The following is a 14,027-nucleotide window of genomic DNA, read 5'->3' as shown; positions in this document are numbered from 1 at the left end:
GGAGAATGTTTAAAACAATTGGGATTTTAATCCTCTTTACTGCCATCTTGTTATTTCAATTACCAAAACTAAAGCAGAATGGTGAAAAAAAAGAAATTTGGACCTTTTCAATATTACTAATCATCAGTACTACTTTATGTATAGCTGTAGCTTTAAAAGTAAAAGTACCAAATCCTTTTGATTTAATCATTGTAATCTTTAAACCAATGGGAGAATTTATTACGATGGCACTTAAATAAAGCGGCATAATTTAACAGTAAAAGAGGAAATAAGCTATGGGAAAAGAGATTATTAGTGTAAGACAATTCACGATAATTGTAATGCTTTATTCTGTAGGAGCAGCTATTTTAATTGTACCTGCAAGCTTAACACAAGTTGTGAAGCAAGATGCATGGGTTGCAGCTGTATTAGGAGTATTGGTCGGTTTATTACTAGTGAAATTTTATATCACTGTTGGAAATATTTCTCCTAAATTATCTTTAGTTCAATTGATTGAAAAAGTTCTTGGAAAATATGTTGGTAAGATTATTGTAATTTTGTTTCTAATATTTACGTATCTCTCTGGGACTGGACTTCTATATTTTTTAGGCGATTTCATGCGTACTGAAGTTATGCCTGAAACACCTATCGTAGCATTTGGTGGGTTATTCATGATTGTGATTATGTTTGGTACTTATTTAGGAATAGAAACATTTGCACGATCTTCGGAAATACTCTTTCCAATATTTTTTTTACTGTTTATATTCTTAGTGGTTTTTATTTCTCCACAAGTAGATATAAAACATTTAGAGCCGGTTTTAAATTCGAATCCTAAACCATTAATCAACGGTATTTTGATTTTTATTAGTGAATTTGCATTTCCATTGGTCGTATTGTTAATGATATTCCCTGTTGCTATTAATGTTCCTAAATCTGGAACAAAAGGGTTTTATATAGGTGCTATAGCTGGGGGGGGTATTTTAATAATCTTGATTACTTTATGTGTCTTAGTTCTTGGTCCTACTGATACGGCTCACCGAGTTTTCCCTAGCTATGCAATGGCACAAAGGATTTCTATAGGGAATTTTATTCAACGTATTGAAATCACTATGGCTCTCTTATGGATTATTACACTGTATGTTAGAATCTATTTTTATTTTCATGTGACAGTTGTAGGAACGGCACAGTTACTCAAGTTAAAGAATTATAGATCTCTAATATTACCTTTAGGATTAAGTATGGTTGCTCTTTCTCAAACGATTCATACTGATGTAGTCCATCAACTAAAGTTTAATAAGGAAATCTGGATACCATATTCAGCTACATTTGCTTTATTACTACCTTTAGTGTTATTAATTGTTGCTAAAATTAGAAAAATAAAAAGTGAGTAAAAACCTTATCCACTTAAAGTGTTTTTTTGTAAATATTTTGTGAAAATATACTAGTTGCTCATTCAAATTCGATGAATAAGAATCAGTCCTAATTAGATATAATCACTGAATATAAGCTACTTTCCAAGGATACCCTTAATAAATTTTATATAAAATGAATGAAAATTTACAAAACAATTAAATAACATTAACTTTTAGAGGATATAATTATTAAAGCAAGACATCTTCCATGCATAGATTTTATTAAATGAAATAAAATAAGCACTAAGGAGGAGTAAACTTGGCTACTTTAATCGACATATTGATTACAAGTTTGATCAGTCTCTGCTTTTTAGCCTTAGGGTTATTTATCTATAAAAAAGAAGATGTTGAATTAGTTGCAGGATATAATGGTCAAAAATTCAAAGGCAATAAATCAAAATTCGCAAAAAACAACGGCTTATTCTGTATAGCCTTTGCATGTTTACTTTTTATTACCCCTTTTTTAAAATATTTTGGGCATATATTTTTAAACTTAATTTCATTCATCATGCTGTTGTTGTTAATCATTTTGGTTCTTTATACAAGAAAGCAACATCAATAAGTTGGATATAATCCGCTTGTTCCTAGGAATGAGCGGATTTTAATTTGTGAAAAGCCTACTACTACAAGTGTAATCGATTCATAATTAGATGGTTTAAATTCGCATTATTACGGGAAATGTTACAGGGAAAGTATGGCGATATGTAAATCAATAGATCTGAAGGGATATTGGATTAACAAAAAGCGCTTCTACATTAAGTAGGAACGCTTTTTGTTAGAGATTATTATTAATTTTTAGAGACACCTTTATTTGCAGCAATCATTAAAAACATTGGTCGACGGTTTTCATCGTGCATTTCAGGTATATTCTTTAACATTTCTTCAGAAGGTGTAGATTCTTTGACTGCACTAATACTAAAACCTGCGTTAATCAAATCATTGATATAAGTAGAAATCGTACGGTGATATTTTTGAACGCTTTCATTTAAAAAGGACGTTTCACGTAATCCTTCAAAATGATAATTGTCTACTGGCCAGTGTAAACGATTGCCTTTTTCATCGTTATACCAATCTTGTTCACTTCTAGAAGTAAAGATTGGATGTTCAACAGAGAAGACAAATGACCCACCATCATCTAAGTAATCATAGACTTTCTTGCAAATTGTATCGAACGACTGAATATAGTGTAAAGCGAGAGAGCTTATGACTACATCAAATTGTGCATCTGAAATTTGAATATCTTCAATCGATTCTTGAATATAGGTTATGCCAGAGTCATCTGTTTTTTCACGCGCTTTTTCCAACATTTTTTTCGATAAATCAACGCCAATTACAGAACTGGCTTGTTGCTCACGAGCAAATCGACAATGCCAGCCAAAACCGCATCCAAGATCAAGTACGCGCTTATTTTTTAGTTTTGGTAGTAGTGTTTTTAATATATGCCATTCACCTGCAGCTTCAAGACCTTCGACTGAGCGAGGCATTTGTTCATAAGCAGAAAAGAAATTTGTTTCATCATATTTATTTTGTTTGGTCATGTTATATCTAAACTCCTATCTATATAAATAGAATATGGATTATTGTGTTGTAAATCAAATTATTTGAAGATTTTCGCTATACTATTTTCTACCTGAACAATATACACCAGCAATTACGCATAATCCTCCGATTACTTGTGATAAAGTAAGGGATTCACCAATAAAGAGTACTGCGAAAATCGAAGCAAACACAGGTATGAAATTTAAATATAATCCGGCTTTATTGGCTCCAATACGCACTACACCAGTATTCCAGGAAATAAATGCAATAATCGATGCAAATATACCTGTATAAATAATAGCGAAAAATGCTGTTCCAGACCAATGGATCACAGTCGTTGTTTGAACAGATTCATATAGGAAAAAGGGTAGTAACATAATGATACCTACGAATATTGAAACAAGAAATGTTGAATTTCCAGGTAATTGCTTTGCATATTGTTTTACTAATAAAGAATAGATACTCCATAAAACTACAGCAGCAATAACGATTATATCCCCTTTATTAAAGGAAAAATGGCGTAAAGTTTCTACTGAACCGTTTGAAATGATACATAAAACACCGATAAAAGAAATGGCTGTACCAATCAATTGATTTTTCGTTAAACGTTCCTTTAAAAATATAAAAGATAATATGTAAATGACAACGAGTGTTAACATATTCATCAATGATGCATTAATCGAAGTTGTGTAGTGTAGAGCTATGTATACGAGTGTGTTGAAACTAGCGACCCCAGTAAAACCAAGAATAAAAACAATTCGCCAATGCTTCAGTATCTCTTTGAAATCTCGTTTTAAAGCAACATAGGCTATCGGTAAAAAGACGATAAAAGCCGTACACCAACGTAGAAATGCAAGTGTGAATGGTGGTAAATCATTGGCAACTGCACTTCCAATGACAAAATTGCCGCCCCAAAGAATAGTTGCTAAAAGTAGCGATACAAACGCTGGGATTCTATTCATATAAAGGACCTCACTTTTAAAATATATAGCATCCATTTTTTCGACATACTAATTTAATCTCCAATAATATTTGAATATATCAGAAAATCAAGGCTTAAATACCTAAGAAATAAAGTACAACCGGTATTGATACGATACTAATAATTGTAGTTACAAATGTAGTAAAGGATACTAAATCAGGTTCTGTATCAAACTGTAGTGCTATCATCGTTGTATTTGCAGCAGCGGGCATAGCAGATTGGATGATCAAAACGGTTTTAATTAGAGAACTGAGGGGCATAAAAGTTAAGATAACTGCTGCTAGAATCGGTGATAAAACTATACGGATAATAGATACAACTGAAACTAAGCGATAATCTACCTTTTTAGCAGAAATAGCAGCTAACTGCATCCCTAAAACGAGCATAACTGTTGGAATAGAAGCTTCAGCTACTAAACTAACACCATCCATTACTGTTTTAGGAATAGGAATATGGTAAAATTCTAAAGTAATACCCGCTAGTGCTGCGTAGATTAAAGGCATGCGCAAAACTTTTTGAATGGATTGTTGTATTGTTGCTTTTTGTGATCCGCCAATTGAAGCAAAGAAAATGCCTAAACTATTCATTAGAAGTGAATGAAGTACCATTATAATTACGGCTATATCAAAACCTGCAGCACCTAAAGCAAATAACACAACGGGTGCTCCGTAATTGCCACTATTCATGAACACGGCTCCGAGGATCATTGCAGAAAATTCTGATCGAGAAGCCTTAAATATAGCGGACATAGCCCAAGTAATGAGAAACAGTACAACCGTTAACAAAATTGCGAAAATCGCTATGTATAAATAGTCTTTAGTTAAAGGTGTCGTATAAAATGTCCGAAAAGCGAGGAATGGTGACATTAAGTATAGGGCTGCTGTAGAAATTGATTTTATATCAAAGCCTATACATTTTTGTCCGATAAAACCTATTGAAAACACTATTAGAACCGGTAAAATAATAAGAAATAATGACAAATAATCATCTCCGTTAGATTTATTAGATATTTCTTATTATTCCACTTTAAAAAATATAGACAATACTATTTTAAAAAAAGTTTATTTTTCAAAGAAAAACACGTAGTAACTAACCTACGTGTTAACTATTGTTACTTCCAATTTGTATTGATAAATTCATCGCGACCGGATTTTGCACGGTCTTCTTTATAGTGTTTGGCACTTTTTTTGTAATAATCCTGATGGTAATCTTCAGCAGGATAGAATATACTTGCTTCTCGAATCTCAGTAACGATTGGCTTTTTAAAACGACCACTTTCAACTAACGCTTGTTTGGAAGCTTCGGCTAATTGTTGTTGCAATGAATCATGATAGAAAATGGCAGCTTTATAAGATTCACCACGGTCCTGGAATTGACCTCCGTCATCTGTAGGGTCGACTTGTGGCCAATAGATTTCGAGTAATTTTTCGTATGAAAAGAGCGCTGGATCAAATTCAATCTGAACGACTTCTAAGTGACCTGATTGACCTGCTTTTACGTCTTCATATGTTGGATTTTCTATATGTCCACCCATGTATCCTGAAGTTACTTTATGTATTCCGTCATATTCGACAAATGGCTTGACCATGCACCAAAAACATCCACCAGCAAATGTAGCCTTATTTGTAATTTGTTCCATGTTGTAACCTCCATTAGTATAAAGACGTCATTAATACGTGCCATCTTGTACATCTTATAGTTTACAACATTGACTACTAGAAAAACATACCCACTTGAAAGGAGCATACATCATGCAAGAAAATCAACAAACGCGAGTGCGCAAAAAAAGACGCAAACTTCGAAAAGGACGTGTGTTCTTTACTTTTCTACTACTTCTATTAGTAGGGGTAGGAGTATATGCATACACTGAATATAAAGCAGGATTAGAACTTGCGAAAGGGCAAGAACATATAAAAGAAGACTTTATTGGTGATGAGGCTTCATCAAAAAATATAGATAATATTTTACTTTTAGGTGTCGATTCTCGCGGAGAGGCAAAATCGCGAACAGACTCTATGATTCTTGTTTCATGGAACAAAGACACAAATGACATTAAAATGGTATCATTCATGCGAGATATTTATGCAGAAATCCCTGGCTATCAATCATATAAGTTGAATACAGCTTATTATTTAGATGGTGTTCAATTATTGAAAGATACAATTAGTAATATGTTCGATGTTGAAATTAATCACTATGCATTAATTGACTTTAAAAGCTTTGAATCAATGGTAGATATTCTTGCACCAAATGGGGTAGAAGTAAATGTCGACAAAGATATGTCGAAAAACATCGGAGTTAAATTGAAAAAAGGAACACATCAGTTGAATGGTAAAGAATTATTAGGCTTTGCTCGGTTCCGTTCGGATGAAAAGGGTGACTTTGGGCGTGTAGATCGTCAACAAAAGGCTCTAGAGGCATTGAAAAAAGAAGTTGTATCACCTGGAAATTATAAAAACTTCCCTAAATTATTAGGTGCGCTTCAAGGTTATGTTCAAACTGATATGACAACTAAAGATGAATTATCATTTATGACATCAATCATAAAAGGTGGGGACCTTAATATCGAAAAACTAACTATTCCGGTTGAACATGGCTATTCATTTGCCAATTATCCTCATGCAGGATCTGTTATTGAAATTGATCGTGCATTAAATAATAAAGCTTTAGAGGAATTTCTTGATTTTGAACAGTAATATAGGGGTATAATATTATTAGCGCAAAACGAATGCATCCTGTAAACTAATCATATAGCACTTTTTGTCAAAAGGGGGGATTGGATGGAACCAGAAAAACCATCATTTTTTTCAACGAGATTTATTCGTTTCTTAGGAGGTAGAAATTTACTTTTTGGATTATTAACCTTATTAATTTTAGGTTGTATTATTTTCATCTATGATAAAGTATCATTTATTTTCTATCCCATTATTGTTTTTTTACAAACAGTAGTACTCCCGGTTATTTTAGCCGCAATTGCTTATTATTTATTAAGACCTATTCTGCGTATACTTGAGAATTGGAAAATTCCGAGAGTATGGGGGATTTTGATTATTTACCTTGGGCTAGCCGGAATAATTACTTTGTTAGTTATTCTAGTATTCCCATTCCTAAAAGGGCAGTTTACGAATTTAATCAATGAATTCCCACAATACTTTATGGAAATGCTTCATAAAACGCAATCTTTCGTACAAGGATCGACTTTCAATTCCTTCTTGTCTAAATACAATTTTGATTTAGATCAAGTAATGTCAGATATAACGAAAGATTTAAGTGATACAGTTAAAGATACAGCGGGTAAACTAGGAAGCGGTATTGCGACAGGTATTACAGGCTTTATTTCCACTCTAACGGGAATTCTTTTAGCAATCGTAACTGTCCCATTCATCTTATTCTACTTATTAAAAGATGGAGAAAAACTTCCAAAATTTATTTTGAAAATGCTTCCTCCTCGTATGAGAGATGACGCGGCTCACCTTTTCCATAAAGCTGATCGCCAAATTAGCTCATATATTCAAGGGCAAATTATTGTTGCATTTTGTATCGGTGTCATGATCACAATTGGTTTCTTAATTATCGATATGGATTATGCTATCGTGCTAGGTTTTTTAGCGATGGTTACAAGTGTTGTGCCTTATTTAGGACCTATTATTGCCATAACACCTGCTGCGATTATCGCTATCGTAACGTCGCCAATTATGTTGGTCAAACTGGCAGTGGTATGGACTATCGTGCAATTAGTGGAAGGGAAATTTATTTCACCACAAGTTATGGGGAAATCGTTACATGTCCACCCTATTACCATCATATTTGTATTACTAACTGCAGGTTCGTTATTCGGTGTACCAGGTGTTGTTCTAGGTATACCAGGTTACGCAGTTCTCAAAGTGTTAGTAACACACTTATTCTATTTATATAAGAAACGCTATAATCGCCAAGAACCAGATCCTACTATGGAATATGAAGTGGAGAACTGGAAAGACGAATAATCGGTAGCATTTGCTACCGATTTTTTTTGTTAAGGAAAGGAAAAATGTATGATTAGTTGAACAGTTTTTTGTCAATTCAATAAATCTAAATACGGTTATATGCAATTTTATAAAGAAAAACAGCTATTCTTTCAATTTAAACTGAAGGATTTGCTGTTTTTTTATGCATGATAATACAATTTGTTATGAAAAATCCCTTTTGAAGAAATATTTTTACAATATCAAATGTTTTTGTATCAATGATGGAAGCGTGTACATTTTCAATAGAATGAAATATAAATAAAAATACAATTGACTTTATATTTATACATACTTATAATAGTTTGTAACAGACACGTGAGGTGATTCAGTTGAAGGTCGGAATTATTGGTGCAACAGGATATGGCGGGTTAGAACTAATAAGATTATTACATAATCATAATGAAGTCGAAAAAATTAAATTATTCACTTCTTCTGATGAAGGAGCCATTTTTTCACAAAAATTTGGTCATTTAAAAAAACTATATGATCAACCATTAGAGAAAATTGATGAAGATACATTAGCTGAATTAGATGTTGTATTTACAAGTACTCCTTCTGGGGTTTCAAGCAAGCTTCTACCACCTCTATTAAATAGCTCAACGAAATTCATAGATTTATCAGGTGATTTCCGACTAAAAAATTTAGAAGATTATGAAAAATGGTACAAAAAAGAGTCAGCTCCTAGTGATGCAGTAGAACAAAGCGTATATGGTTTGAGTGAATGGAACAAAGAAGCCATTCAAGATGCAAAACTTATTGCCAATCCAGGTTGTTATCCAACGGCAGTTTTACTTTCTCTATTACCTTTGTTAAAAGAAGATTTAATTTATGCAAATGGTTTAGTCATTGATGCCAAAAGTGGAATCTCAGGGGCGGGTAATAAGCCTAGTATGATGACTCACTTCAGTGAAACAAATGAAAATACAGCCATCTATAAAATACATGAACACCAACATATTCCTGAAATTGAACAAGCTATGAAAATGTTCGCAAATAGTGATACACCAATTACATTTACAACAACATTAGTACCGATGACGCGAGGGATTCTGGCAACAAGCTATGCGCAGATTACTCCATGCACAACAGAAGAACAACTATATTACTGTTTAGTTAAACAATATCAAAGTAATCCTTTTGTTCGAATAATAAAAGAGACAGCAAAATTTGGAACGAACCAAGTTTATGGTTCTAATTTCTGTGATATCCATGTGAAAGTAGATTCTAGGACTGGTAGAGCTACGATTATTGCGGTTATTGATAATTTAGTTAAAGGAGCAGCCGGTCAAGCCATTCAAAATATGAACATACAATTTGGTTTTGATGAAACAACCGGCCTTATGCAAGTGCCATTATACATTTAAAAAGGGAGTGTTTATATGACAACAACATTTGAGAGTTTAAAAAGAATTTCGAGTAAAAATATCGTTTCACCTAAAGGGTTTACTGCAACAGGTATACATTGCGGCGTAAAACATAAGAAAAAAGATTTAGCGATTTTAGTAAGTAAAGTACCTGCAAATGTAGCTGGTGTTTTTACAACAAACGTTATTAAAGCAGCCCCTCTTGTACTGACAAAGCAGGTTGTGAAAGAATACGGAAAAATGCAAGCACTTATTGTCAACTCTGGTAATGCAAATGCGTGTACAGGAACTCAAGGCTATAAAGATGCTGAAACAATGCAACAATTAACAGCGGAAAAATTAGGGATTGCGAAAGAACTTGTTGGGGTTTCATCGACAGGCGTAATCGGAGAAATCATGAACATGGAGCCGATTGCAAAAGGAATTGCTGAAATTACACCAAATGCAACGTTAGAAGGAGCAATTGATTTCGCACAAGCAATACTAACTACTGATACGGTCACTAAAAATACAGCATATAGCGTAGTTATAGACGATAAAGAAGTTGTCATCGCGGGTGTGGCAAAAGGATCAGGTATGATTGAACCTAATATGGCTACAATGCTTGCCTATGTTACAACTGATGCAGATATCGATCAACAAGCACTGCAACAACTATTAAAAGAAGTAACTGATGTGACTTTTAATGCGATAACGGTAGATGGCGATACATCTACAAATGATACCGTTTTAGTTTTAGCTAACGGATTAGCAGGCAATGCCACATTAACGCCAGCACATCCAGAATGGGAGACTTTTAAAGCCGCTTTCCATGCTGTATCTCAAGACCTCTCAAAAATGATCGCAAAAGACGGTGAAGGTGCAACTAAATTAATCGAAGTTAAAGTTGAAGGTGCTGTAACTGATGAAGAGGCACGTAAAATTGCGAAAACAGTTGTAGGTTCACCTTTAGTGAAAACAGCGATTTTTGGTTGTGATGCAAACTGGGGACGAATTATTTGTGCTGTAGGATACAGTGGTGGAACAGTTGACCCGACCGATGTGAAAATTCAAATTGGTTCAACTACAGTTGTTGAAAAAGGTGAACCAGTACCATTTTCTGAAGAAGAACTTATTGTCTATTTGAAACAAAATGAAGTGAAAATCGCAGTATCCTTAAATCAAGGTGTAGGCTATGGTACTGCTTGGGGATGTGATTTAACATATGACTACGTACAAATCAATGCAACATACAGATCATAAAACGATTGTTATTAAACTAGGTGGTAGTATGTTAAAAGGTTTAAATGCTGAATTTTTAGAAAACTTTAAAAAGATGCAACAAGCTGGCATAGATATTATTATCGTTCATGGCGGTGGACCTGCTATTAATCAAGCATTAAAAAGCGCTAATGTTGAAACTACTACTAAAAATGGTATTCGAGTGACATCAAGTAAAGCTGTTGAAATTGTACAATCAACATTAATTGGTAAAGTAAATCCAGCATTAACGCATCAATTGAATGTTGCAGGTATTAAAGCGTTAGGGCTAAGTGGTTATGATGGAAGTTTATTTAACTGTTCGTTCTTAGACGAAAAAGAATATGGTTACGTAGGAAATATCGAAGCAGTAAATACGGAACTTCTAAAAACTTTACTTGCTGAAAAAATCATTCCAGTAGTTTCTTGTTTTGGAGCGACATCTGATGGGATACCTCTGAATATTAATGGTGATACAGTTGCTAGTAAAGTGGCTTTATCAATGAATGCTGATAGCCTTTTACTCGTGACGGATACACCAGGGATGAAAATTGAGGAAGAAGTTCAAATCAGTGTAAATCCAGAACAGATCAAAGAATGGATTAATTCTGGCGATATATATGGAGGCATGATTCCAAAAGTTCAAGCTGCCGTTGATTGTTTAAATGAAGGTATACCAACTGTTCAAATCGTTGGTTCAAAATTAGTCGGTACAACGATCCAAAGAAAGGAAGTTTTCGCATGAGTGCATTATTTGGGAACTATAGCAGACGTCCAGTTCATTTAGTAAAAGGGCTAGGAACGAAAGTATATGATGAAGCAGGAAAAGAGTATTTGGATTTTACTAGTGGCATTGCAGTACTAAGTCTAGGTCATGCAAATCCTATTTTAGTAGAGGCCATTAAACTGCAAAGTGAAAAATTATGGCATATTTCTAATTTATTTGAAAGTCCAGAACAAGAGCAATTAGCAGCCACTCTTCTGAAAGATACTCATCTGGCACATGGATTTTTTTGTAATAGTGGGGCTGAAGCAAATGAAGCAGCAATCAAACTTGCTCGTAAGCATACGGGTAAACATACAATCATCACTTTTGAAAATTCATTTCATGGAAGAACATTCGGTGCAATGTCAGCTACAGGTCAAGCAAAAGTGCAACAAGGCTTTGGTCCTTTAGTAAATAAATTCATCCATGTTCCATTTAACGATGTGAAAGCTCTAGAAGCAGAAGTAAATGATGAAGTAGCAGCTATTATGCTAGAAGTCGTGCAAGGCGAAGGTGGCGTCAATTCTGTTTCCGAAGAATTTGGTGAAGCCATTACTAAAATCTGTAAAGAACAAGGAATCTTACTCATTATTGATGAAGTACAAACAGGTATCTCTCGCACAGGTACACGTTATGCTTATGAACAAACTGCATTGAAACCAGATATTTTAACCCTAGCTAAAGGACTCGGTGGTGGCTTCCCAATCGGTGCAATGCTTGGAACATCTGAAATGTATGACACATTCAGCCCGGGGACACACGGTACAACATTTGGGGGGAACCCACTAGCAGTAGCCGTTGCGCAAACAGTTCTTAATCATGTGTTTGAAGAGTCGTTTTTAGGGGAAGTACTTAAAAAATCAGAGTATTTCACAAAGCAATTAGAAAAAACTCTACCAGCTGAGAAGTTTACAGTAAAAGGAATGGGCTTACTGCTAGGTGTAGACTGCGGCAAAGCTGTAGCACCTTTTATTACAAAAGCTGAAGATGCAGGCTTACTATTAGTTGGTGCAGGTGAAGAAGTCATTCGTTTACTGCCACCTCTTACAGTAACACATGAAGAAATCGATGCAGCCATCGCAATCTTAGCAGATATTATTAACGATTAATAAGTTTGAATTAATGCGTTCAGAGAATCGCAATTCATTACTCTATACCTCTTTCAAAAGTGTTTTATATAAGCGAATGGGTTCACGGACCTTTTCGCTTATTGTTGAACACGAAACTTCCAGTTATGTAATTCGTCAAAAGTAAAAAAGGGGGAATTAACATGTCTAACTTTATACATTTCAAAGGTATACTCACTGAACTCCAGGAAACATCATCTCATTTCGCCTTAACTTGTCATAAACAAGATGACAACTCTACATTTATACTTAATCTAACGAAAGAAACACTTATTTTTAATAGCACTTCATATGAGCCCCTTCTAGTAAGTGAACTAAAGCGAGGCTTTTTTATTCATGCCTATGTCCATGAGCTTCAACCTGCAATGATGATCTTTCCACCGCAATTCTCTCCAACACTCGTGCTTGTGAATGAGAAAGATTTATTCTATGGCAACAAAGTTGGTACATACAATGCCGGAACATCTTTAGTAGAAGCAGATTTACGGCTAAATATTAGTCAAAATACGAAAATAATAGATGCAGTAGGGGAAAGTATTGCGACCGAAAAGCTTGATGGACATGACATAGCTGTATTCTTCAAAATGAGTACACGTAGCATTCCACCACAAACAACACCGCAAAAGATTATATTGTTGGATGATTAAGTGCCTGTATAAAAAAGAATTCATTTTATCAGAATGGATTCTTTTTTACTTTATGAATTGATTTACTTTTGAATTAAACTACAATATTTTCATATATAAGAAACAATAATATAGAGTAATATTGTTTGGCTATTCTGTATATAAGGTGGTATGAATAAAAGTGTGGTGGTTTAGGGGGGGAAGCCTATATTCATTAAGCGACAAGTACCAAGTGAAATCTTTGCACATAAGCGACTCATTAAACGACTCTCCCCATATCATCAAAAAATCGAAGACATCATTCGCCAACTTGAAAATGTAACAGCTGGTTTTAATGGTGAATGTCGCGTAGATCAAATGGTACTAGAAGTACCGTTTAACAAATCTTTTTTTACTTCCCAAACTTCGAGTGTCAACTCTCTCCAACTCGTATTGCCCAAATAGATTCCGACTTACTCACACAAAGCTATATTCTATTAATTGAAATTAAAAATATGAGAGGAACTTTACATTTCCAAGAACAGCCCTATCAACTCATTCAAGAACTTGAAGGGCACTCCATTGCATATCATTGTCCGCAAATCAATTAATTCGTGCATCAGATACATTTGAGCGCTGGTTAAAAAACATGAAGTTTCTGCAATTACCTATTTATAAAACAATCATTATGCCTAATAGCCGTACAGTAATTAAAACTGCACCTACAACTGTACCGTACATCATGTCGAAAGAAATCGCACTATTTATCCAAAAACTAAATGAGCTCCCTGTAGTAATAAACAAAGCTCAAATAGGAGCAGTAATTCATTCAATTAAAGTGAATAATAGATCTTTTAAACATAGACCTTTATGCGGAAAATACAATATACCAATTGAACAAAAAAAAACGGAGTCATCTGAATAGGTTAAAAGAGAGCTCGAGTAGCACAAAAGAAAGGCCAAAAAGAGCGAGTGAGTTAAAAGAAGAGCTGAATAGGTTAAAAGAG

General features: G+C 34.2%; 16 protein-coding genes. 12 read left to right on the top strand and 4 right to left on the bottom strand.

From position 1 onward, the window contains the following. Positions 1-5 precede the first annotated feature (5 nt). From MKY02_RS11650 to MKY02_RS11640, 3 genes are all read left to right on the top strand, one after another. Positions 6-239 carry a hypothetical protein gene (locus MKY02_RS11650; protein WP_340711226.1) on the top strand — a complete coding sequence of 78 codons (234 nt, stop codon included), beginning with the start codon at positions 6-8 and terminating at the stop codon, positions 237-239. 36 nt (positions 240-275) lie between these two features. Then, on the top strand, positions 276-1,370 hold the full coding sequence (locus MKY02_RS11645; protein ID WP_340711224.1) for a GerAB/ArcD/ProY family transporter: 1,095 nt from the start codon (positions 276-278) through the stop codon (positions 1,368-1,370). Between the two features lie 280 nt (positions 1,371-1,650). After that, complete coding sequence (locus MKY02_RS11640) at positions 1,651-1,953, top strand: DUF3784 domain-containing protein (protein ID WP_038181418.1); 303 nt, start codon at positions 1,651-1,653, stop codon at positions 1,951-1,953. Positions 1,954-2,179: 226 nt separating this feature from the next. Here the strand turns inward: MKY02_RS11640 and MKY02_RS11635 are convergent, their stop codons facing one another. The 4 genes from MKY02_RS11635 to msrA form a co-directional block, all read right to left on the bottom strand. Further along, complete coding sequence (locus tag MKY02_RS11635) at positions 2,180-2,929, bottom strand: class I SAM-dependent methyltransferase (RefSeq protein WP_340711223.1); 750 nt, start codon at positions 2,927-2,929, stop codon at positions 2,180-2,182. A gap of 81 nt (positions 2,930-3,010) precedes the next feature. Beyond that, complete coding sequence (locus tag MKY02_RS11630) at positions 3,011-3,892, bottom strand: DMT family transporter (RefSeq protein ID WP_340711221.1); 882 nt, start codon at positions 3,890-3,892, stop codon at positions 3,011-3,013. 94 nt (positions 3,893-3,986) lie between these two features. Continuing rightward, positions 3,987-4,892: an AEC family transporter gene (locus MKY02_RS11625; protein ID WP_038181427.1), complete on the bottom strand. Its 906-nt coding sequence runs from the start codon at positions 4,890-4,892 to the stop codon at positions 3,987-3,989. Between the two features lie 131 nt (positions 4,893-5,023). After that, a complete protein-coding gene (gene msrA, locus MKY02_RS11620) occupies positions 5,024-5,551 on the bottom strand; it encodes a peptide-methionine (S)-S-oxide reductase MsrA (RefSeq protein WP_038181440.1) in 528 nt (175 codons plus the stop codon). A 112-nt stretch (positions 5,552-5,663) separates the two neighbouring features. Here msrA and MKY02_RS11615 point away from each other — a divergent pair, with 112 nt between their 5' ends. From MKY02_RS11615 to MKY02_RS11580, 9 genes are all read left to right on the top strand, one after another. Further along, positions 5,664-6,608 (top strand): LCP family protein, encoded by a 945-nt coding sequence (locus MKY02_RS11615; protein ID WP_038181443.1) that lies wholly within the window; start codon positions 5,664-5,666, stop codon positions 6,606-6,608. An 84-nt stretch (positions 6,609-6,692) separates the two neighbouring features. Beyond that, on the top strand, positions 6,693-7,898 hold the full coding sequence (locus MKY02_RS11610; RefSeq protein WP_038181445.1) for an AI-2E family transporter: 1,206 nt from the start codon (positions 6,693-6,695) through the stop codon (positions 7,896-7,898). 350 nt (positions 7,899-8,248) lie between these two features. Beyond that, positions 8,249-9,283 carry an N-acetyl-gamma-glutamyl-phosphate reductase gene (gene argC / locus MKY02_RS11605; protein WP_340711218.1) on the top strand — a complete coding sequence of 345 codons (1,035 nt, stop codon included), beginning with the start codon at positions 8,249-8,251 and terminating at the stop codon, positions 9,281-9,283. Between the two features lie 15 nt (positions 9,284-9,298). Next, positions 9,299-10,525, top strand: coding sequence for a bifunctional glutamate N-acetyltransferase/amino-acid acetyltransferase ArgJ (gene argJ / locus MKY02_RS11600; protein ID WP_340709039.1), 1,227 nt, complete (start codon positions 9,299-9,301; stop codon positions 10,523-10,525). Then, a complete protein-coding gene (gene argB, locus MKY02_RS11595; protein ID WP_340711217.1) occupies positions 10,488-11,267 on the top strand; it encodes an acetylglutamate kinase in 780 nt (259 codons plus the stop codon). Before argJ ends, argB begins: the two co-directional genes overlap by 38 nt. Then, complete coding sequence (locus MKY02_RS11590; protein ID WP_340711216.1) at positions 11,264-12,397, top strand: acetylornithine transaminase; 1,134 nt, start codon at positions 11,264-11,266, stop codon at positions 12,395-12,397. Before argB ends, MKY02_RS11590 begins: the two co-directional genes overlap by 4 nt. A gap of 161 nt (positions 12,398-12,558) precedes the next feature. Further along, complete coding sequence (locus MKY02_RS11585; protein ID WP_340711214.1) at positions 12,559-13,062, top strand: hypothetical protein; 504 nt, start codon at positions 12,559-12,561, stop codon at positions 13,060-13,062. Positions 13,063-13,424: 362 nt separating this feature from the next. Next, complete coding sequence (locus MKY02_RS22015) at positions 13,425-13,631, top strand: NERD domain-containing protein (RefSeq protein ID WP_412104683.1); 207 nt, start codon at positions 13,425-13,427, stop codon at positions 13,629-13,631. 38 nt (positions 13,632-13,669) lie between these two features. Continuing rightward, positions 13,670-13,945: a hypothetical protein gene (locus MKY02_RS11580; protein ID WP_340711213.1), complete on the top strand. Its 276-nt coding sequence runs from the start codon at positions 13,670-13,672 to the stop codon at positions 13,943-13,945. Positions 13,946-14,027: the final 82 nt, after the last annotated feature.

The sequence above is a fragment of the Viridibacillus sp. FSL R5-0888 genome (assembly GCF_038009105.1).
Classification (GTDB): domain Bacteria; phylum Bacillota; class Bacilli; order Bacillales_A; family Planococcaceae; genus Viridibacillus; species Viridibacillus arenosi.
Note: the sequence above shows the minus strand (reverse complement) of the source record. Positions and strands in the feature narration are given on the sequence as shown.